The following is a 19,703-nucleotide window of genomic DNA, read 5'->3' as shown; positions in this document are numbered from 1 at the left end:
TATGATCAAAGTTCTGATTGTTGACGACTCACCGTTAATTCGTGGGTTGTTAAAGGAAATACTAGGTCAGGCGGATGGTATTAAAGTTGTTGGCACCGCGGAAGACCCTTATGAAGCTCGAGAGCTCATTAAGTCTACTTCGCCTGACGTATTAACTTTGGATATAGAAATGCCAAAAATGAATGGTATTAATTTTCTCAAAAATTTAATGCGTTTAAGACCGATGCCTGTTGTGATGATCTCCACGTTGACCCAAGAGGGATCACCCGCCACGATAGAAGCACTAGAATTAGGTGCCGTTGATTTTATTTCTAAGCCCACCAGCAATGTTGCTGATACCTTAATGTCTTATTCCGATTTACTGGTTAAGAAGATTAGAGTAGCGGCTGGTGCAAGAGTGAGGGCTTTTAAAGCACCAAAACAGGAAAGCGAATTAGAAATTGGCCGTAATTATACATTTTCGCGTAATACTATTTTAGCCATAGGGGCCTCAACTGGAGGAACTGAAGCTATCAGAGAGGTGCTTATGCGATTACCAACACACGCGCCGCCTGTTGTTATCACCCAACATATCCCACCAGTTTTCAGCACCTCATTCGCACAAAGAATGGATCGCACCTGTGCGGTATCAGTCAAAGAAGCGGCTGATGGTGATATTTTATTACCTGGTCATGTATTCATAGCTCCGGGAGACAAACACCTGAAGGTGGCACATACTGCAACCGGATATGTATGTCGATTAGATGATAATGAGCCTGTTAATCGTCACAAACCTTCAGTTGAAGTGTTATTTAATTCCCTTGTGCCAATGGGCAAGCATGTGTGTGCTGCTATGCTCACGGGAATGGGCAGTGATGGAGCAAAAGCGATGCTAGCTTTGAAAGCCGCTGGTGCCAATACTTTTGCACAAGATGAACTTAGCTGTGTGGTATGGGGAATGCCTAGAGCTGCGTACGAGCTTGGTGCAGTGCAAAGTCTAGTACCTTTGAGTAAAGTGACTGAAACCATGCTGAGCGCAGTTAAAAAGTAAGGGTAGGAGCGAACTTGCTCCTACCCAAAGCTGTTATTTTTCAATAACCCAAGGTTGTGAAAACCAATAGTAACGGCCAGTGTATTTGATCGAAGGCGCAGTACAGTTATATCGTGACCGTCCTGTAGGCAGTGCTTTCGGGGTTTGGATACGCACGCTGGTTTCTGATAGCCACGTCAGCTCAGCTTGCCCAACACCTGAAACGTAGCATGCAAATTGACTCTGATGAAAATCTTTATCGTTAAAATGCAACGTGATTGCTGGTGTTTTATTGTTCGTGACGCTATCAAGGTAATCTAATTTTTGCAGAGAGAACGCTTTGGTCTCGAGCTTAGTTTTTAATGTTTCTAAGTTGCTGTAATTTCCCGATGCGGGAAAGCGAGCGATACGTGTGAAATCTGAAGAAATACCAACCGCACCAGAGTGTTGTCCAATACCAATAAAGCCAAGCTCAGCTACTAGCTTTTGTAATTCATGGTTAAACTCGCCGTAGGGGTATGCGAGGTATGGATAATCGTGGCCAATTTCTTCTTTAATACGCTGCTGTGACCATGTGATATCGTGCTCAACGCGTGCACGCCATTGCGCTGCTGTTTCATTTTTTAGTTTGAGGTGGAGGTAATCGTGCTTAGCACTATGATTTGCGATAATAGCCCCACGTTTTGCTAATGTTCTCAACTCATCCCATGTCATCACATAGCTTTTCTTTTCGTCAATAAGTTGAGGGTTAACGAAAATGGTATAGGGAAAGCCAAAAGATTCCAGGATCGGGGCCGCCGCAGTGATATTGTTTTCATAGCCATCATCAAAGGTGATAGCTAACGTTTTTTCTGGTAAAGGCTTGCCCGACTTCAGGCTATCTAGCAACTGTGGTAAAGGTATCACCGAAAAACCATGTTCTTTAATATGGTTAAGATGAGACTTAAAGGTTTCTTCACTCACGCTCGTAACCGCTGGGAGTTTCTCACTCACGTGATGATACTGTAAGATAACCGCACTCCAACTATTTGCCGAGAATAGGGCCAAACCAAAAATAATATGTTGTATCAATTTCTTAAATGCCATAAAGCGCAACATCTGAGCCTCTTACTACTTGCAGGTCCGATGATACTATCAAATATTACGGTGCCACTGTTAGGATTAGTCGATACTGCAGTGATTGGTCATATGGGAGAGGCGCATTTTTTGGCTGGGATTGCGCTTGGCTCTAGCGCTATTTCGGTATTATTTTGGCTTGCAAGTTTTCTGCGAATGAGTACAACAGGAGTGATCGCTCAATCAAGCGGCCAGCAAGACCATGACAAGCTAATACGTTCACTATATACCAGTATGCTTATCGCGCTACTCTTTGCCGTGAGTTTGATTGTGTTATCTCCTCTGTTGATCCAAGTTATTGCTCAGCTTTCAAATGCTTCTACTGAAGTATTTGAGCAGGCAAAATTATATTTTCAAATCCGTGTATTTAGTGCGCCTGCAGCAATGTTGAATCTTGTGCTGCTGGGCTTTATGCTTGGGATGCATTATGGGCGAGGGCCATTTTACCTGGTGCTGTTCACAAATATAGTGAATATAGCCTTGGACATTTTATTTGTTGTCGGATTTGAGTGGGGAGTAGCAGGTGCGGCTTGGGCTTCACTCATTGCAGACTACTCGGCATTAGGCTTATCCTTGTTTTTGAGTGCATTGGTCGCAAAGCGCCACGGTATTGCGTTGAAATTAATTCTACCAAAGCGTGCGCAGTGGCTCAGTTTACTCACCTTGAATCGTGATATTTTTATTCGTTCCTTGATCTTACAACTCTGCTTTAGTTTCATGACTTTCTATGGTGCAAGGCTTGGTGAGGTTACGTTAGCGGCCAACGCTGTTTTACTGAATTTTTTGATGTTAGTTAGCTTTGCGATGGATGGTATCGCTTATGCTGCGGAGGCTAAAGTCGGCAGAGCAAAAGGACAAGGCTCATTGGGGCAATTGCAATTATGGGTAAAAGTAAGCCTGTTTTGGGGGGCTGCATTTGCGCTTTTATATAGTGCTATTTTTTATCTAGCTGGTGGCTGGATCATTAGCTTATTAACCGATATCACCGAGGTAATTACGTTAGCAGGTACTTACTTGCCTTGGTTAGTGCTATTACCTATGATTGCCATGAGTTGCTTCTTGTTTGACGGCATCTTTGTTGGGCTTACTCGTGCTAAAGAAATGCGAAATAGCATGCTAGTGTCTGCGGTCTTCGGTTTCTTCTTGCCTTTTTTGATTGCATTGCCACTTGGTAATCATGCGCTCTGGCTTGCGATGAGTTGTTTTATGGGGTTGCGTGGATTGACCTTGGCATATAAATATCATCAGCTCACTCGAGAAGCTGCTTTACTCGAATAATGGGGCTGCGTTAAGCAAACGGGTCGTTATCTTTTAGGGATTGGCGGCGTTGTTCTCTAGCTTCTATCACTTGAGAAAAGCGATTAGCAAAAATGCCAATATAGCCGTAAAAGGCACAGCACAAACCAGGAAGCAAAAGTACTAAACCTGCGATTTGAAAGCGATGATCTTGATAATAACCCAGTGCGATAAAAGCACCTGAGAGTAGCACAATAACAAGGCCAAGAAGGAAGAACTTGAGACTTCGCTTAGGGTGAGACCCTAAGCGATAAATGAGGGTTTTGCTCATTAATAATAAGAGTGTTCGCCGCGCGCGTGCTCTGTGATGTCGCGTACGCCGTTGATTTCTTCAAACTTAGCGATCATCTCTTTTTCGATGCCTTCTTTCAATGTGACATCAATCATTGAGCAGCCGTTACAACCACCGCCGAATTGAAGAACTGCAATACCATCTGCGGTAATTTCTACTAGGCTAACTTGACCACCGTGATTGGCCAATTGTGGATTTACTTCTGTCACAAGCATGTGCTCTACGCGCTCAGCAAGGCTCGCATCGTCACGTAATCGTTTAGCTTTGGCATTTGGTGCCTTAAGCGTCAACTGGCTCCCCATTTTATCGGTAACGAAGTCGATGTCGGCTTCTTCTAAAAATGGTGCGCTTTCTGCATCAACGATGGCTTCAAAACCATTAAACGGTAAGCGGATATCGCTCTGTTCAACGGCATCGGCTGGGCAATATGACACGCCACACTCAGCTTGAGAGGTGCCTGGATTAACCACGAAAACTCTAATATTAGTGCCTTCAGCCTGATCGGCTAATAGCTTCGCGAAATGGCTTTGGGCAGAATCTGAAATATGGATCATAATTCGCTCTATACTTGACTAAATTACTCGGTTAATACGTATCATACTCTCCTCGTCGTGTTGTCGCTAGTGTTCGGCGTAAAAATTTGGCAATCGGCGGCACGCTTGTTAGCTTGAAAAGTAATCGGAATTAAAGGACATTATCATGCGGTTAATAAGCTGTATTATCGTGCTGTTGAGCTTTAGCTTGCAGGCCAAGCCCATTGCCTATTATTTTGGCGATGAAGTAAAATTTGATCCCACAATAACTACGCCAAAACAAGCATTTGGATATGAAGTTGGGCAGTGGCATTTGCGCCACGATCAAATCGTTAATTACCTACATACCCTTGCAAGTGAAAGCCCAAGGTTGAGTGTCGAAACAATCGGGTTTAGCCATGAGCGACGTCCTTTGTTACTTCTAAAAGCGAGCTCGCCACAAAACCAACAAAACTTGGCGCGTATTCAGCAAGCTCATATTACTTCATTGAGCAGTAGCCAAAACCGTTCAGACCAGCCTGTTGTGATGTGGATGGGCTATAGCGTGCACGGTAATGAGTCTTCAGGAAGCAATGCCGCGGTACTCATGGCATATTATTTAGCCGCGGCGCAGGGCGAGTCTGTTACGCAGCTCCTTGATAACGCGGTGATATTGTTAGACCCAGCCTTGAACCCTGATGGCTTATCACGTTTTGCTACATGGGCAAACGCCAATAAGAGCATGTCTCTATCAACCGATCCTGCACATCGTGAGCATAATGAGTCCTGGCCCTCTAGTCGCACTAACCATTATTGGTTTGACCTCAATCGTGATTGGTTACTACTACAACATCCTGAGTCAAAAGCACGGATCAAAGCATTCCACCGTTGGAAACCTAACGTACTGACCGATTTTCATGAAATGGGCCCAAATAGTACGTATTTTTTCCAACCAGGGATCCCATCAAGGACTCATCCAATTACCCCATTACAAAACGTAACGCTAACCAATGAGATTGGTAAGTTTCATGCTAAAGCCCTTGATGCACAAGGGAAGTTATATTTTACCCAAGAGAGCTTTGATGACTTTTATTATGGTAAAGGCTCCACGTACCCCGACGTAAATGGTGCGGTTGGCATTTTATTCGAACAAGCGAGTAGTAGAGGGCATGCACAAGAAACTCAGTATGGCGTGTTGAGTTTTCCTGAAACGATTAAAAATCAGGTCACGACGAGTCTCTCGACATTCCAAGCCAGCATTACGCATCGACGCGCTTTACTTGACTATCAGCAGCGGTTTTATCAACAAGCGAACGAGCTTGCTAGTAAAGATGAAATCAACGGCTACGTTGTTGCTCGCGGCAAAGATAACTACCGTTTTCAAGCGTTTGTGGATTTATTGAAACAGCATCAGATAGAGGTGAAATATCTCTCAAAAGCCAAAGAGGTTGATAACACCGAATATCAGCAAGGGGATTTATACATTCCACTAGCCCAGCCGCAATATCGCTTGATAAAAGCACTATTTAGCACACAGACGCATTTTAGGGACAACACGTTCTACGATGTTTCAGGTTGGACGATGCCGTATGCTTATGATTTAGGTTTTTCCGCAGTAAAAAGTGGCTGGGGTTTAAAGTTTCAAGGTGAATCGAGCTCTGACTCAAATCTATTGGCCCCCGTTGCAGGAAGTTATGCCTACACCATTGAATGGCACCATTACCTGGCGCCACAATTAGCAAATCGCCTCTTACAGGCTGGAGTGAAAGTAGCGGCTGCAATGTCACCATTTTCAGCATCAACTACCTCAGGCTCTCATGACTTTCAGGCCGGGACATTGGTGATAGCAAGTGGTATTCAGCAGCAAGCGGACTGGTTTACTCAGCTTGAAACAATCGCCAGAGAACTTTCACTTCCAGTATATAGTGTGACTACAGGCATGACACAAAGTGGTGTCGATTTTGGTTCAAGGCAAATGCTACAGCTGCAAAAGCCAGAAGTCCTCATCATAGGTGGTGCGGGTGTAAGTCAATATGAAGCGGGTGAGCTTTGGTATCATTTGGATAGGCATTTAAAACTTGCTCCGTCGATTGTGGAAAAGCTGCATATCGAGAAACTCGATCTTACGCGCTATACCCACATTTTATTGGCTGATGGTAAATATGGAGATTTAAGTGACAAGAGCAAAGCTAAGCTCTTGAGTTGGGTTGCTAAAGGCGGTGTGATTTGGGGACAAAAGCGAGGTGCGCAGTGGCTAATCGAACAGCAGCTACTAGACGCTGAAATGGTTTCAAGCAAAGAAATGCGAGCCCAGTTTGACAGCAAAAATCTTACCTTTGCAGATCAAGATAGCCTTTCAGCAAAACAGCGGATTGCCGGCGCGATTTTTGATGCGCGTTTGGATTTAAGCCACCCCTTGTCTTTTGGCTTCGAGAACCGGGAATTACCTGTCTTTAAAAATAGCACTTGGGTGATGCATCGTAATAATAAGCCATTTATCGAGTCGTTGACGTATACTAAAAAGCCTTTATTGGCAGGGTATGCTGATAATACTAACGTTGAGCAGATCGCAGGTTCCTCAGTCTTGATTGCGTCAAAGTCTGGACGTGGAGTGGCTGTGGGAATGACTGATAACCCGGTATTTCGTGGCTTTTGGTTCGGTTCTAGCCGACTGCTAAATAACGCGTTGTTCTTTGCACACGGCATATAAGGTCCAGAACCGTTTATCTGTGCAGTGAGATTTTTAGCGATTTGATTGATATCTATTGTCGTGATATCAAGCAAATAATACGCTTTTAAGCGTCGAATGGTGTGAGGCTGATAGCCATCGCCCACACCATTTTCGCCCCGTTTTGTTTACACACTTTTGCCGCTGCATTCATGGTCGCGCCCGTTGTGATCACATCCTCAAGTAATACGATATTTTTCCCCTCAACAGATTGGTTGAGCACAAAGGCATTGTTTAAATTACGTTTTCGTTTAGCTTTGGTCAGCTCAGATTGCGGCTTGGTGTGCTTTGTTCTTTTCAGTATTGTTTGGGTGAGTGGTAGCCCTTGCCAAATTTGCTCAACTTGATTGTAACCTCGTCGGATTAACCGTCTACGGTGTAGTGGCAAACAACAAACAAGGTCTACAGGGAAGCAATTTCCTTCACTGAAGCGCTGCCATAGTGTTTGAGCCAGCAGATTTAAGGCACATTGATACGCTTTACTGTGGTTAAACTTTACTCCTTGCAACCATGTGTTTATAGGCGTGCGATACCAACTTGCCACGGTTAACCCATCGCAGTCTTCAAGGCTAACCATGCGTTGGATATTAGGGTAATTAAGTAGGTTAATCTCATGATCCATAAAGTCTAAGCAGGCTTGTAAGCAGTGTGGACAAAGCAAGGTTTCTGTTGTGCGTTGTTCACAGCATACACAAGGCTGACACCACTTCTTAGGTAATAACCGATTAAGTTGGATCATTGCTTTCCATCCCGGGTTAGCTATCATGGCGTCAAGTTTGGTATAGAGAACAGATAAATGCAAAATGAAGTTGTGCTGCTCCATGGTTGGGGGATGAACAAAGCGGTGTGGCAGTTATGCGAGGAAGCTTTAGCACCTACAACGCCAATTAAAGCGGTCAATATTCCTGGATTTGGTGGTACACCAAGCGCCGAGGGGGATTATTCTCTTGAGCGTAACGCTTTACTTATTGCCGAGCAGTTGATGCCACAAAGCGTGTTGATAGGCTGGTCTTTGGGGGGCTTATTTGCATTGTATTTAGCTGCTCATTTTCCAGACAAAGTTAGCAAGGTTATTTTGGTCGCTTCAACGCCATTTTTTTGTGAGCAAGCTGATTGGCCCGGAATAGCCCCTAAGGTGCTAAACAACTTTGAGACTCAACTGCAAACCAATAGCGCAAAAACGATAGAAAGGTTTTTAGCTATTCAAGCCATGGGCAGTGAACATGCCAGAGAAGACATCAAACAACTTAAAGCGTTACTGGGTACACTGCCGGAAGCGGAGGCGAAAGCTCTAGCTGGTGGGTTGGAGATATTGAAATCGCAGGATTTACGTGGTGAATTTTCACAGCTGCAACTTCCCATAATAGGTATATTCGGCCGTTTAGACTCTCTTGTTCCACAAGCGGCAGTCGAGAAAATGCAGGCATTAAATCCAAATTTTAAGGCTCATACGCTTGCAAAGGCCTCTCATGCGCCTTTTATCTCACATAAAGAGGCCTTTTTATCACTCCTTAAATTAATTGTTTAGATATTTGGAATAATAAAGCGGCAAAAAATTGCCGCTTTTACTTTTCTTTGTTGATATTTTGCGCAATAATTAGTCAGTAAGAAAAGGTTTATCTAGGTGCGAGTATGCCAGTAGGTGATGTGTTAAATAATGGAATCGACGGTTATAACCGCGCAGCTCAGGGGATTGCTCAAGCAAGCGCTGATATTAACCGTGCTGCTATCGATCAACAAAGTGATTCGGAACGTGCGTCCGGGCGACAGCTGCAAGGGGCCAGTGCTGATGAGGCTGTGACGGCTCCAGTGAGTGAGACGCCAAGCTTGACAGAATCAGTGGTAGCCTTAAAAGTTGAAGAGTTTAACGCGAAAGCCAATGTGCAAACTATTCGCACTGCAGATGAAGTGTTAGGTACGTTGATTGATATTAAAGTGTAATGAACATAGTAACGCCACCACCGGCGATGAATCTAAATACTGCCAACGTGTACACAGAAACGGTTGTACGCGACAATCAGCTGCGTGAAGCGATCCCCAAACCTGCGCCAACTAATCCCTCATTTACTGAAAACCGTAACCTTTCCGATTCAGAAAAAGGCCGCTCTTCTGACGTAGACGGTGCAAAAGTTTACGGTTCTGATGGCAAAAAAGAGCAAAGCAAAACCATTCAAGGTGAAGAGGAAGGTGAAAAAGGCGAAAGCCAAGAAAAAGATAAGAGTGAACAAGAGCAGCAGCAAGCCGAGCAAGATGAGCAGGTAATTCAAGAGTTAAAAGCTCGAGATAGGGAGGTAAGATTACATGAGCAGGCTCATGCCAGAGTAGGTGGGCAATATGCTGGTTCTCCGAGTTATGAATATCAGCGTGGTCCTGATGGCAATAACTACGCTATCGGCGGTGAGGTGATGATCGACGTTGCGCCGCTTGAAGGGGATCCGCAGGGCACGATTGAAAAAATGCAAACGGTGAGAGCGGCAGCGCTAGCACCTGCGGAACCCTCTGGTGCTGATAGAGCTATCGCGGCGGATGCTACTCAAAAACTCTCGGCAGCACAGGCTGAGCTGGCAAAAGCTTCTATCAGTGGTGAAGAGCAAAGTGATAGCAAGCGGGTGCAAAACATTCAAACTCGGCGTTTGAGCGGCGAGCAGGCAAAAGCAGAGAGTGAAGAAGAGCAAGCTAAGCTGAAGCAGGATGCAGATCCTTACGCTGTTGCGATGCCAATTGAAGCTGATCCTGAAATCCAAGCAAGATCACTCAGGATCTCAAATTTTTATCAACATGTAGCGATGCCAAACCAACCTGCATCGCTATCTGTACAGATTTAACCGTAGGTACTGGCCTTTTCCTCCGCGGGTCATTGCAGTGAAAACGAGTTAAAACCCCCGACAAACGAAAAGCGCGACTAAGGCCGCGCTTTTCTTTGTTCACTGTTCTGTTGAGATTACTTCTTCAGCTTTGCGAAGGCTTCAGCAAACGCATTACCCATCGCAGCATTACCCGCATCTCGTGACTTTGGCTTAGAAGACTTAGGCGCCGGTTTTCCTTGATGTTTTTTTGCGCTTTGCTTTTGCGCTGGAGCTTGAGATATTTCATCGTTTAGGCGCATGGTAAAGCTAATGCGTTTACGAGGCACATCAACCTCAATCACTTTGACCTTAACGATATCTCCCGCTTTAACGACTTCACGCGGATCGGAAATAAACTTATCCGTGAGTGCTGAAATGTGAACAAGTCCATCTTGATGTACACCTACATCCACAAAAGCCCCAAAATTAGCAACATTAGAGACCACACCTTCTAAAATCATACCGACTTTAAGATCTGTGATTGTCTCAACACCAGCTTTAAACTGCGCTGTTTTAAATTCTGGGCGAGGATCTCGGCCTGGCTTATCTAACTCTTTGATAATGTCAGTGACCGTTGGTACCCCAAACTTATCATCTACATAGTCGTTTGCCACAAGGCCATTCAAGACTTCGCGATTACCGATAAGGGTATTCACTTCTAGATTTTGTTTTTGACAGATCGCTTTGACAACAGGGTAAGCTTCTGGGTGCACTGCCGATGCATCCAGTGGATCGTCGCCATTGGCGATACGTAAGAAACCAGCTGCTTGTTCAAATGCTTTAGGTCCTAATCGCTCAACTTTTTTAAGCGCTTTGCGATCCGTGAAAGAGCCATTTTCGTCGCGGTATTTTACGATGTTGCTGGCTAATGTTTTATTCAAACCCGAGACGCGCGTTAATAATGGTATCGATGCCGTGTTCACATCGACACCTACTGAGTTTACGCAGTCTTCGACCACAGCAGTTAGCGTTTGCCCTAACTGGCTTTGAGAAACATCATGCTGATATTGGCCAACACCGATTGATTTTGGTTCGATTTTCACAAGCTCTGCTAACGGGTCTTGTAATCTTCTTGCGATAGAAACTGCACCACGTAGAGATACATCAAGATCTGGAAATTCGTTTGCGGCAAATTCAGAGGCTGAGTACACCGATGCGCCAGCTTCACTCACCATGATTTTGTTGAGCTTTAATTCGGTAGCGCCTTTTAGCAGTTCTGCGGCCAGTTTGTCGGTCTCGCGAGATGCGGTTCCGTTACCGATGGCAATAAGCTCAACTTTGTATTGGCGACACATTTGCTCTAGTGTCTTTAGTGACTTATCCCACTGGTTTTGAGGGGCATGGGGGTGGATAGTACTCGTTGCAATCAGTTTACCTGTGGCATCGACAATGGCGACTTTACATCCTGTGCGCAGTCCCGGATCGATACCCATTGTCACTTTAGCACCAGCAGGCGCAGCCATCAGCAGATCTTTTAGGTTTTTCGCGAAAACTTCGATAGCATCTAGCTCTGACTTTTCACGCATTGACCCTAAGAATTCGTTTTCCAAGTGCAGGGCGATTTTAATCTTCCATGCCCACTGGACCACACCCATCAACCAATCACTAGCAGCTTTACCAGAGACCGCGAGGTTATAATGATCAGCAATGATCTGTGCACAAAATTGAGCGGCGTCTTCTGCACTTGGTTCCGGGTTGATAGATAACTGCAAAAAGCCTTCGTTACGTGCTCTTAACATCGCCAGCGCGCGGTGTGATGGAATTTTATTTAGCAGCTCATTATGTTCAAAGTAGTCACGGTATTTGCTTCCTGCTTCTTCTTTACCTGCGATGACTCTTGCTTCGATTTGCGCGTTGTCTTTAAGGTGTGCTCGGAGCTTAGCAAGTAGTTTAGCGTCTTCTGCAAAACGCTCCATGAGAATGAATTTAGCGCCATCTAAAGCCGCTTTGCTGTCAGCAACGCCTTTGCTTTCATCAATGAAAGGGGCCGCTTGTTGTTCTGGGTCTAACGTTGGATCTGTAAATAAAGCGTCCGCTAGGGGTTCCAAACCTGCTTCTATCGCGATTTGGCCTTTTGTTCTGCGCTTTGGTTTGTATGGGAGATATAAATCTTCGAGTACGGTTTTGCTGTCGGCGGCTTGTATTTCTGAATTTAACTCAGCAGTAAGTTTACCCTGCTCATCGATGGTTTTTAAAATAAACTCGCGACGTTCATCAAGCTCTCGTAAGTAACCTAACCTTTGCTCGAGCAAACGCAGTTGAGTGTCATCTAAGCCACCCGTTACCTCTTTACGGTAACGTGCAATAAATGGAACGGTTGCCCCTTCGTCTAGCAAACTAATAGCAGCATTAACTTGCTGTTCTCTGGCGTTAAGCTCAGTTGCTAAACGTTGTGTGATATTGCTCATGCAAAATCCTTATACTCTTCTTAATCGGTCTGTGCTGCCTAGATAATACTCATCTCGGGCAAACAAAATTTAGTTCAATGTTATCATTGTTCGGTGTTTCTGCGATATTCGATTTGGTTGATATACCAAAGTCTTTGGCCGTGTGGTGTGGTGACCGTAATTTCATCATCGACTTGTTTGCTTAGTAAAGCCCTTGCCATTGGCGCATCGATGGAGATGTAGTCATTGCGCTCGTATATCTCATCAGGTCCAACAATACGAAATGCACGAACCTCGCCTTCTTCGCTTTCCACTTCTACCCAAGCGCCAAAAAATACTTTACCTTCTTGTTCGGGACTGTATTCCACGACTTTTAGTTCGGGCATACGCTTTCGTAAAAAGCGCACCCGTCTATCTATTTGCCTTAATAAGCGTTTATTGAAGGTGTAGTCGGCATTTTCGGAGCGATCGCCTAAACTCGCTGCCCAATTCACAATTTTGGTGATCTCTGGGCGCTTTTCAAACCACAGATGATCATGTTCTTGCTGCAGTTGGCGGTATCCTTCGGGCGTGATCAAATTCGTTTTCATGTTTCTCAGGTATTTTGGGTTAAACCCTTGTAATGTTCGGTAACAATCTAGTATCAATGTATGGTGTCGAAAAGCACCAAATTCAATTATATTTAAGCATAATAATATCATGGTTCATTATCGCCATGAGCGTTAAATGAACAGGATGATGATTTGTGCACGAAATGTCGCAGATCAGCAAGCTTTAGTAAATTAATAAATAGAAGAAATATAAATGGGAAATGAAACCACCAAAGTGCTCGTAGTTGATGACGATATGCGTTTGCGCAGTCTGTTAGAACGTTATCTCGTAGAGCAAGGATTTATCGTCCGCAGCGCAGCGAATTCTGAACAAATGGATAGATTACTTGAACGCGAAAACTTTCACTTGATGGTGTTAGACTTGATGCTTCCTGGAGAAGATGGCCTTTCCATCTGTCGTCGTTTAAGACAAAAAGAGAATGAGATCCCAATTGTCATGTTGACGGCGAAAGGTGATGAGGTTGACCGTATTATTGGCCTTGAGCTTGGCGCTGATGATTACATTCCAAAACCCTTCAACCCAAGAGAACTGTTGGCGCGAATAAAAGCCATTCTCCGTCGTCGTGCCAAAGAAGTGCCAGGTGCGCCTGCTGCAGAAGAAAACGAAGTGAGCTTTGGTAACTTTACCCTTAATTTAGCGACGCGAGAGATGCAACATGGAGAAGCGACGATTTCATTGACCTCAGGTGAGTTTGCGGTACTTAAAGCACTGGTGAGTCATCCCCGAGAGCCGCTTAGTCGAGATAAGTTAATGAACCTTGCTAGAGGGCGTGATTATAGTGCACTTGAGCGCAGTATTGATGTTCAGGTTTCGCGCTTGCGTCGTATGATTGAAGATGACGCCTCTAATCCTCGCTATATACAAACGGTGTGGGGTCTTGGGTACGTATTTGTGCCTGACGGCGTGAAGTAGCCAGCATGTTACCTCGTAGTGCATTCGGGCAAACCGTCTTCTTTGTCGGCGCGTTACTATTGATAAATCAAGTCGTGTCTTACATTACTGTTACCTTATACGTCTTCAAACCAACCTTTGAACAAGTGAACCTGATGCTTGCTAAGCAGGTTAAAACGGTCTTCATTGATTGGGAAGATGGTGTTGAAGTTGACAATACACTATCTCGCAAATTTTTTGAGATAACCGGCATTGAGGTGATGACACAAAGAGAGGCGTATGTAAATGGGCTGGGGCAGGCCAAAGAATATACATTGCTGTCTCGTAGCATGTCGGAGCAACTTAATGGCTCTGCGCGAGTCAGGATAAGCCAAGGAGATCCGGTTGTTTATTGGGTTGAGCCACCACAAGCGCCAGGGTATTGGGTAAGAGTGCCGCTTAGCGGACTCAGTGAAACAAAAATGGAGTTTTTAGTTTTCTACCTCTCCAGTATTGGTTTCTTAAGTGTGTTAGGGGGGTGGCTTTTTGCTAGGCATCTAAATAAACCGCTAAAATCACTACAAATTGCTGCTAGTCGAGTAGGAGTCGGGGACTTTTCAACCCGTCTTGTTGAAGAAGGGTCTACAGAAGTTATTGAGGTGACTCGGGCATTTAATAAAATGTCTAAGGGGATCGCAGACCTAGAAAGTGATAGGCGACTGTTAATGGCTGGTGTGTCACACGATTTACGCACACCTTTAACCCGGATTCGTCTAGCCACTGAAATGATGTCGGATGAGGAAGACTACCTGCGCGAGGGAATAATCGATGATATTGAAGATATGAATGCGATTATCGACCAATTCATTGAATATCTCCGTCATCACAATGGTGCAGAAATGTCGGTGGATGACGTTAACACGGTTATTGAAGAAGTCGTTCATGCAGAGCAGCAGCATCAGCGACCAATTCATTTGCAAGCTGAGGAATACTTACCAGCGGTGATGATGAATGCTGTCGCGTTAAAGCGAGTGTTCACTAATATGATTGAAAATGCGATCCGTTATTCTGAACAAGATATTGAGGTGACGACAGAATACAGCCCCAAGCACCGTGCTGTTATCGTAAAAGTAATGGATAGAGGGCCTGGTATTCCTGAGTCAGAGTTGGAGTCTGTATTCGAGCCATTTAAACAGGGAGATCAGGCTAGAGGTAGTGAGGGGAGTGGCTTAGGGCTTGCCATTATCAAGCGTATCGTGACCACACACGGCGGTAAAGTAAGACTGCGAAATCGAGATGGCGGTGGTCTGATTGCTGAGGTATCACTGCCTGCTTATCGAGGAAAACTTGAGCAAGCATGATTTTCAAAAGAGTGGGCGAGCAAGTTGAGCACGATAGAGCATAGGGATTTAAGCTATCAAAAGGGAATGTTAGATACGCCGTATTTAAACCAATTGAAGCGAGTGATAGCGACAAGCTTTTCCAATGTAGAGGTAGAGCATTATTTTACTCAGTACTTTGAAAAAGGCGAAAGTACAAAGCGTAGACTCCGTTTGTTTTTATCAGGCGGGGATATTGTCGGCTATTGCTTATTGACCTTTGATGATAGCAATAATGACGTTTGTATTGTTGGCGCTTCAGCTGCTTTTTTGCCTGACTTTAGAGGGAAAAACAGTACCTTTAGGTTTTCTCTTATCGAGGTATTAAAACGTTATATACGTAACCCACGTAGAAAACTGTTATATGCAGATACCATGCTTAGTCCCGCTATGTTTAGGGCTATGGCAAAAAATATCGCCGAAGTCTATCCGAATAACTTGTCTCAAAATAGCGCGATAGCAACGCTCTATGACACTATCAACCCGAGTGGCTTGGTAAGTTCTTATAATGGTTTAAGATGTTTGAAGGTCGTTGGGCGTAAAACCAATTATAGTGAGGCTGAAATTGTACGCTTTAGAGAAAGCAGCAAAACTGAGATTGCACTTTACTGCAATGTTAATCCCGACTTTGATAAAGGGACTGCGCTTGTTGTTATCATTCCTATTTCGCTTACACAATTTATCTTAACACTAAAGAAAATATTATCGAGTAGAGTATCTGGTGTGTTAGGGCGAGGATAAGTACCGTCGCTAGATATGTGTTATTGCTTCTAAGTCTGTCAAAAGGTCTTAGCCGATTAAGCTGGTTTAACTTTATGATATATCTCCTTTTTTCTTAATATTTACTAAGCTGAATTCAGTTCCTATTGTGCACTACTGAAGAGTAAGTTCGATTTCCCAAGCAACGTTTTACTGTTTTCAATATGTTGATTTAATGTTTTATTTATGTAAGTCTTTTGGGTGATAGTTAACTTAATATAAAAGGAAAATTGTATGAATAAGCTATTACCCGCAGTTGCTTTACTTGTGGCAACTTTAACTATGAGCAATCAAGCACATGCCAATGAAAAAAATGTGACAGTTGGTGAGTTTGGCGAAATTAGTGCTAATGGAGATATTGGCACTGCATCTATGTCTATTCCAGAGTTTAAGCAGTACTTTCGGTATATTATAGACACGGACGAAGTCGCTAATATCACTTCACAATGTCGTATCTTGACTTACGTATATCATGATATTGATTTTAATTATATATACCCTGTTGAGTTTCGAATTGAGGCATACTCAAAGACTAAGCTTTATAAAACATATAAAGGCCAAAGAGGACGCTTTGCTTCTGAGCAACGGCTATGTAATTGATTAAAAAGCTTTAGCGTAAAACAATAAACCCACTTCAAGTGGGTTTTTGGATCAAAAAAACGCCCAAACAAGGGGCGCTTTTGATAAAGGAATCTTTCTTAGGTTTAGCCGCGAGGACCTGCTGCTTTGATTGCTTCAGAAACATCGTATTTAGCGAAGTTTTCTTTGAAATCAGCTGCAAGTTTAGCTGCATATTCAGCATACTTAGCTTGATCTTGCCATGTATTTACTGGATTAAGTAGCTTGCTATCAACACCTTCCACTGCCACTGGTACATCTAAATTTAGTGCCTCAATGTGCTGTGTATCAACGCCCTCTAATGTATCGTTTACGATTGCATCAATCACGGCGCGAGTTGTTGGAATGTCAAAACGTTTACCAATGCCATAAGGGCCACCAGTCCAACCTGTGTTTACTAGGTAAACTTTAGCGCCAAACTCACGCACACGTTTCATTAGTAGCTCAGCGTACACGCCTGCTGGACGCGGGAAGAAAGGAGCACCAAAACAAGTTGAGAAAGTTGATTCGATATCAGAAGTTGAACCAATCTCAGTTGAGCCTACTTTCGCCGTGTAGCCACTAAGGAAGTGATAAGCCGCAGCTTCTTCGCTTAGGATTGAAACTGGAGGTAATACGCCGCTCACGTCACAAGTCAAGAATACAACTGCACGAGGCTCGCCCGCGCGGTTTTCAACTTTACGTTTTTCAACATGCTCAAGTGGGTAAGCTGCACGCGTATTTTGCGTTAAGCTTGAATCGGTATAATCAGGAGTACGCGTTTCATCTAGCACGACGTTTTCTAAAATAGTACCGAAACGGATTGCATCCCAAATAACTGGCTCGTTCTTTTGTGACAGGTCGATACATTTCGCGTAACAACCGCCTTCAATGTTGAATACGCTACCAGGTGCCCAACCGTGCTCATCATCACCGATAAGAAAACGCTTAGGATCCGCAGAAAGCGTAGTTTTACCTGTTCCTGATAGACCAAAGAATAACGTTGTATCACCAGCTTCACCTACGTTTGCACTACAGTGCATAGGTAGCACACCTTTTGCTGGTAGTAAGAAGTTTTGTACAGAGAACATCGACTTCTTCATTTCACCGGCGTAATGCATACCTGCGATTAGCACTTTGCGCTGTGCAAAGTTGATGATAACGGTACCATCGCTGTTTGTGCCATCACGCTCAGGATCACAAACAAAAGAAGGAACGTTCATCACCTGCCATTCAGGTAAATCAGTTTTGTTATAAGAGTTAGGTTCGATAAACATGTTTTTAGCGAAAATGTGATGCCAAGCAGTTTCAGTCGTTACAACGACTGGTAAATAGTGCTCTGGATCCGCACCGACTTCTAAGTGAGAGACGAAGTGGTCATTTTCAAGAACGTGCGCTTCTACGCGAGCCCATAAAGCATCAAACTTAGCACCTTCGAATGGGCGGTTTACGTTACCCCATTGGATGTCATTTTCTGTGCTTGATTCTTTTACGATGAAACGGTCGTTTGGTGAACGTCCAGTACGACGACCAGTTTTTGCAACAAAAGCTCCATTTGCGGCTAAAGTGCCCTCGCCACGACGGATAGCGTGTTCGACAAGTTCAGCTGCGGTTAAATCGACAAAACGAGTAGCGCTTGAAGTCATGTTTATACCTAAAAAGTGATAGTTGAACGGGATAGCTCTGGGGTACTTTTGCCCTTAGCTAAATTTATAGTAACAGATGAAATTGAGATATTCGAGCCTTTAGAGTGCTTAAAATTACATAAAAACGTCAAAAAACTTGAATAATTTCAATGATACCGGTGTCATAACTTTTGTATGTTTTATGACACCGGTATCACCCAATAGCCATAAAAAAACCGCCAAAAATGGCGGTTTCATTTTGTAATTAAGGGCTAAAGCGCAACTTAATTAAATAGCAATTTAATATCTTGCTCGTTAAAAACGTAGTTTTTCAAGCAGTAATGACAGCTAATATTGACTTCGCCGTGTTTTTGCAAGTCTTCCATCAAGGCTTCTAGTCCGACATTGGCCAGCGCACTCTCGGTTTTTTCACGGCTACATCCACATACAAACGAGATAGCTTGTGGCTCAAAAAGTTGAGGATTGTCTTCGTGATACAGTCTTGTTAGTACGGTATTGGCGTCTAAATCTAGTAGCTCTTCATCTTTAATCGTATCGCTTAGTGCTTCAAGATGTTGGAAATCGGCAACAGACTTTTCTTTATTGACAGGCAGTACTTGTAAAAACAGACCTGCTGCTTTCACTTTATCGCCAACTAGGCTTGTTGCAAACCATAAACGGGTTTTCAATTGCTCTGATTGCTCGAAGTACTCTTCTAAACATTCAGCAAGTGATCCTTTAGAAAGCGGAACTATACCTTGATAGCGTTCGCCTTTTGTCGGCGTAATGGTGATAACCATATACCCTTTGCCCATGAGCTCAGGTACAGATGATCCTGAAACCTCAGATTGCAGCCTAGCTACGCCGCGCATCTGTTGTTTGTGATTACCATTGATAACCGCATATTTTACTGGGCCATCACCTTGAAGCTGGACAGCAATGTCACCTTCAAACTTTAGCGTAGCGGTAAGCAAACTGGTTGCAACCAATAACTCGCCTAATAGCTGCTGTACAGGCTCTGGGTAGTTGTGACCACTAATGATGTCAGTAAAAGTCTGTTCTATTTGTACAAGCTCACCACGTACGTCTAACTTGTCGAAAATATAACGGTGAAGTAAATCAGTCTGCATCAATGAAAATCCTAGTTTGATTTCAATTTAAGTAATTCACGGCGTTGTTTCTTGTCCGGCTTAGTGGCGGGACGAGGCGCAAACAAGCTATTGTTTTGGCGCGCCAACGCGTTTTGCGTTCGTTTTTCAATACTCGCCTCAGACTCTTCATAAAGAGTTTGAGCGATAGGAGCCGCTTGTCGCTTTTCCATGATTTTGAGTATGGTTACTTCTTTCTCTTCATATCCTTGGGCCAATTTCACTACCGCGCCGACTTCAACCGTTTTACTTGGTTTACAGCGCTGACCGTTGTAATGTACTTTGCCACCTTGGACCATATCGCGGGCAAGCGCTCGTGTTTTGTAAAAGCGAGCAGCCCATAACCACTTATCAATACGAACTTTCTGTTCAGATTGGTTGTTTTCCTGTTGGAGTTTTGTCACAATTCGTTAACTATTTGCTAGTGTGAAATTTAACCTGATAAATTTAGCATATTTCGTTATGCAAACAAAGTAGATGACAGGCACTAAACTTGTGAGTTAATCGCACTTTACCTAAAAAATGAA

The 19,703-nt window shown here is 43.9% G+C and carries 19 protein-coding genes; 10 read left to right on the top strand and 9 right to left on the bottom strand.

Annotated elements, in window-relative coordinates; translation table 11 throughout:
* The first annotated feature begins 1 nt into the window (after position 1).
* Positions 2 to 1,030: a protein-glutamate methylesterase/protein-glutamine glutaminase gene (locus CWC03_RS05975; RefSeq protein WP_138580981.1), complete on the top strand. Its 1,029-nt coding sequence runs from the start codon at positions 2 to 4 to the stop codon at positions 1,028 to 1,030.
* 33 nt (positions 1,031 to 1,063) lie between these two features.
* Here the strand turns inward: CWC03_RS05975 and CWC03_RS05970 are convergent, their stop codons facing one another.
* Positions 1,064 to 2,107: a polysaccharide deacetylase family protein gene (locus CWC03_RS05970; protein ID WP_138580980.1), complete on the bottom strand. Its 1,044-nt coding sequence runs from the start codon at positions 2,105 to 2,107 to the stop codon at positions 1,064 to 1,066.
* A 27-nt stretch (positions 2,108 to 2,134) separates the two neighbouring features.
* Between CWC03_RS05970 and CWC03_RS05965 the strand changes: the two genes are divergently transcribed.
* The gene (locus CWC03_RS05965) at positions 2,135 to 3,403 is read left to right on the top strand and encodes an MATE family efflux transporter (RefSeq protein WP_138580979.1); all 1,269 of its coding nucleotides are present in this window, start codon (positions 2,135 to 2,137) and stop codon (positions 3,401 to 3,403) included.
* A 10-nt stretch (positions 3,404 to 3,413) separates the two neighbouring features.
* Here the strand turns inward: CWC03_RS05965 and CWC03_RS05960 are convergent, their stop codons facing one another.
* Both CWC03_RS05960 and nfuA read right to left on the bottom strand, forming a co-directional pair.
* Positions 3,414 to 3,692 carry a hypothetical protein gene (locus CWC03_RS05960; RefSeq protein ID WP_138580978.1) on the bottom strand — a complete coding sequence of 93 codons (279 nt, stop codon included), beginning with the start codon at positions 3,690 to 3,692 and terminating at the stop codon, positions 3,414 to 3,416.
* Positions 3,692 to 4,267, bottom strand: a complete 576-nt coding sequence (gene nfuA, locus CWC03_RS05955; protein WP_138580977.1) for a Fe-S biogenesis protein NfuA — start codon at positions 4,265 to 4,267, stop codon at positions 3,692 to 3,694. The genes CWC03_RS05960 and nfuA overlap by 1 nt, the downstream gene beginning before the upstream one ends.
* 145 nt (positions 4,268 to 4,412) lie before the next feature.
* Here nfuA and CWC03_RS05950 point away from each other — a divergent pair, with 145 nt between their 5' ends.
* Complete coding sequence (locus CWC03_RS05950) at positions 4,413 to 6,935, top strand: M14 metallopeptidase family protein (protein WP_138580976.1); 2,523 nt, start codon at positions 4,413 to 4,415, stop codon at positions 6,933 to 6,935.
* An 85-nt stretch (positions 6,936 to 7,020) separates the two neighbouring features.
* Here CWC03_RS05950 and CWC03_RS05945 read toward each other — a convergent pair whose 3' ends face one another.
* Positions 7,021 to 7,692 carry a ComF family protein gene (locus CWC03_RS05945; RefSeq protein WP_138580975.1) on the bottom strand — a complete coding sequence of 224 codons (672 nt, stop codon included), beginning with the start codon at positions 7,690 to 7,692 and terminating at the stop codon, positions 7,021 to 7,023.
* A 57-nt stretch (positions 7,693 to 7,749) separates the two neighbouring features.
* On the opposite strand from CWC03_RS05945, the gene bioH reads away from it, so the two are divergent.
* The 3 genes from bioH (at position 7,750) to CWC03_RS05930 (ending at position 9,778) form a co-directional block, all read left to right on the top strand.
* Positions 7,750 to 8,481, top strand: coding sequence for a pimeloyl-ACP methyl ester esterase BioH (gene bioH / locus CWC03_RS05940; RefSeq protein WP_138580974.1), 732 nt, complete (start codon positions 7,750 to 7,752; stop codon positions 8,479 to 8,481).
* A 104-nt stretch (positions 8,482 to 8,585) separates the two neighbouring features.
* On the top strand, positions 8,586 to 8,894 hold the full coding sequence (locus CWC03_RS05935) for a hypothetical protein (protein ID WP_138580973.1): 309 nt from the start codon (positions 8,586 to 8,588) through the stop codon (positions 8,892 to 8,894).
* Entirely contained in the window at positions 8,894 to 9,778 is an 885-nt protein-coding gene (locus CWC03_RS05930) for a putative metalloprotease CJM1_0395 family protein (RefSeq protein WP_138580972.1), read from the top strand. Before CWC03_RS05935 ends, CWC03_RS05930 begins: the two co-directional genes overlap by 1 nt.
* Positions 9,779 to 9,894: 116 nt before the next feature.
* On the opposite strand, the gene CWC03_RS05925 is transcribed toward CWC03_RS05930, so the two are convergent.
* Positions 9,895 to 12,207: a Tex family protein gene (locus CWC03_RS05925; RefSeq protein WP_138580971.1), complete on the bottom strand. Its 2,313-nt coding sequence runs from the start codon at positions 12,205 to 12,207 to the stop codon at positions 9,895 to 9,897.
* Between the two features lie 83 nt (positions 12,208 to 12,290).
* Positions 12,291 to 12,776 (bottom strand): transcription elongation factor GreB, encoded by a 486-nt coding sequence (greB, locus tag CWC03_RS05920; RefSeq protein ID WP_128725409.1) that lies wholly within the window; start codon positions 12,774 to 12,776, stop codon positions 12,291 to 12,293.
* Positions 12,777 to 12,990: 214 nt separating this feature from the next.
* Here greB and ompR point away from each other — a divergent pair, with 214 nt between their 5' ends.
* The 4 genes from ompR to CWC03_RS05900 all read left to right on the top strand — a co-directional run bounded on the left by ompR (position 12,991) and on the right by CWC03_RS05900 (position 16,406).
* On the top strand, positions 12,991 to 13,710 hold the full coding sequence (gene ompR, locus CWC03_RS05915; RefSeq protein WP_010378483.1) for an osmolarity response regulator transcription factor OmpR: 720 nt from the start codon (positions 12,991 to 12,993) through the stop codon (positions 13,708 to 13,710).
* 5 nt (positions 13,711 to 13,715) lie between these two features.
* Positions 13,716 to 15,029, top strand: coding sequence for a two-component system sensor histidine kinase EnvZ (envZ, locus tag CWC03_RS05910; RefSeq protein WP_138580970.1), 1,314 nt, complete (start codon positions 13,716 to 13,718; stop codon positions 15,027 to 15,029).
* A 24-nt stretch (positions 15,030 to 15,053) separates the two neighbouring features.
* On the top strand, positions 15,054 to 15,788 hold the full coding sequence (locus tag CWC03_RS05905) for a hypothetical protein (protein ID WP_249313956.1): 735 nt from the start codon (positions 15,054 to 15,056) through the stop codon (positions 15,786 to 15,788).
* A gap of 252 nt (positions 15,789 to 16,040) precedes the next feature.
* A complete protein-coding gene (locus CWC03_RS05900) occupies positions 16,041 to 16,406 on the top strand; it encodes a hypothetical protein (RefSeq protein ID WP_138580969.1) in 366 nt (121 codons plus the stop codon).
* A 104-nt stretch (positions 16,407 to 16,510) separates the two neighbouring features.
* On the opposite strand, the gene CWC03_RS05895 is transcribed toward CWC03_RS05900, so the two are convergent.
* The 3 genes from CWC03_RS05895 to hslR form a co-directional block, all read right to left on the bottom strand.
* Positions 16,511 to 18,049, bottom strand: a complete 1,539-nt coding sequence (locus CWC03_RS05895; protein ID WP_138580968.1) for a phosphoenolpyruvate carboxykinase — start codon at positions 18,047 to 18,049, stop codon at positions 16,511 to 16,513.
* Between the two features lie 263 nt (positions 18,050 to 18,312).
* Positions 18,313 to 19,158, bottom strand: coding sequence for an Hsp33 family molecular chaperone HslO (hslO, locus tag CWC03_RS05890; RefSeq protein ID WP_138580967.1), 846 nt, complete (start codon positions 19,156 to 19,158; stop codon positions 18,313 to 18,315).
* Positions 19,159 to 19,169: 11 nt separating this feature from the next.
* Positions 19,170 to 19,580: a ribosome-associated heat shock protein Hsp15 gene (gene hslR / locus CWC03_RS05885; protein ID WP_010378496.1), complete on the bottom strand. Its 411-nt coding sequence runs from the start codon at positions 19,578 to 19,580 to the stop codon at positions 19,170 to 19,172.
* Between the last annotated feature and the right edge of the window lie 123 nt (positions 19,581 to 19,703).

The sequence above is a fragment of the Pseudoalteromonas sp. S2755 genome, assembly GCF_005886535.1.
Classification (GTDB): domain Bacteria; phylum Pseudomonadota; class Gammaproteobacteria; order Enterobacterales; family Alteromonadaceae; genus Pseudoalteromonas.
Note: the sequence above shows the minus strand (reverse complement) of the source record. Positions and strands in the feature narration are given on the sequence as shown.

What these genes read in the sequence shown, in the direction of transcription:
- CWC03_RS05930 (WP_138580972.1), top strand. Translation starts at nt 8,894, where the DNA reads ATGAACATAGTAACGCCACCACCGGCGATGAATCTAAATACTGCCAAC.
- CWC03_RS05950 (WP_138580976.1), top strand. Translation starts at nt 4,413, where the DNA reads ATGCGGTTAATAAGCTGTATTATCGTGCTGTTGAGCTTTAGCTTGCAG.
- CWC03_RS05970 (WP_138580980.1), bottom strand. Translation starts at nt 2,107, where the DNA reads ATGTTGCGCTTTATGGCATTTAAGAAATTGATACAACATATTATTTTT.
- CWC03_RS05895 (WP_138580968.1), bottom strand. Translation starts at nt 18,049, where the DNA reads ATGACTTCAAGCGCTACTCGTTTTGTCGATTTAACCGCAGCTGAACTT.
- CWC03_RS05945 (WP_138580975.1), bottom strand. Translation starts at nt 7,692, where the DNA reads ATGATCCAACTTAATCGGTTATTACCTAAGAAGTGGTGTCAGCCTTGT.
- CWC03_RS05935 (WP_138580973.1), top strand. Translation starts at nt 8,586, where the DNA reads ATGCCAGTAGGTGATGTGTTAAATAATGGAATCGACGGTTATAACCGC.
- ompR (WP_010378483.1), top strand. Translation starts at nt 12,991, where the DNA reads ATGGGAAATGAAACCACCAAAGTGCTCGTAGTTGATGACGATATGCGT.
- bioH (WP_138580974.1), top strand. Translation starts at nt 7,750, where the DNA reads ATGCAAAATGAAGTTGTGCTGCTCCATGGTTGGGGGATGAACAAAGCG.
- nfuA (WP_138580977.1), bottom strand. Translation starts at nt 4,267, where the DNA reads ATGATCCATATTTCAGATTCTGCCCAAAGCCATTTCGCGAAGCTATTA.
- greB (WP_128725409.1), bottom strand. Translation starts at nt 12,776, where the DNA reads ATGAAAACGAATTTGATCACGCCCGAAGGATACCGCCAACTGCAGCAA.
- hslO (WP_138580967.1), bottom strand. Translation starts at nt 19,158, where the DNA reads ATGCAGACTGATTTACTTCACCGTTATATTTTCGACAAGTTAGACGTA.
- CWC03_RS05975 (WP_138580981.1), top strand. Translation starts at nt 2, where the DNA reads ATGATCAAAGTTCTGATTGTTGACGACTCACCGTTAATTCGTGGGTTG.
- CWC03_RS05900 (WP_138580969.1), top strand. Translation starts at nt 16,041, where the DNA reads ATGAATAAGCTATTACCCGCAGTTGCTTTACTTGTGGCAACTTTAACT.
- CWC03_RS05925 (WP_138580971.1), bottom strand. Translation starts at nt 12,207, where the DNA reads ATGAGCAATATCACACAACGTTTAGCAACTGAGCTTAACGCCAGAGAA.
- CWC03_RS05965 (WP_138580979.1), top strand. Translation starts at nt 2,135, where the DNA reads ATGATACTATCAAATATTACGGTGCCACTGTTAGGATTAGTCGATACT.
- envZ (WP_138580970.1), top strand. Translation starts at nt 13,716, where the DNA reads ATGTTACCTCGTAGTGCATTCGGGCAAACCGTCTTCTTTGTCGGCGCG.
- CWC03_RS05960 (WP_138580978.1), bottom strand. Translation starts at nt 3,692, where the DNA reads ATGAGCAAAACCCTCATTTATCGCTTAGGGTCTCACCCTAAGCGAAGT.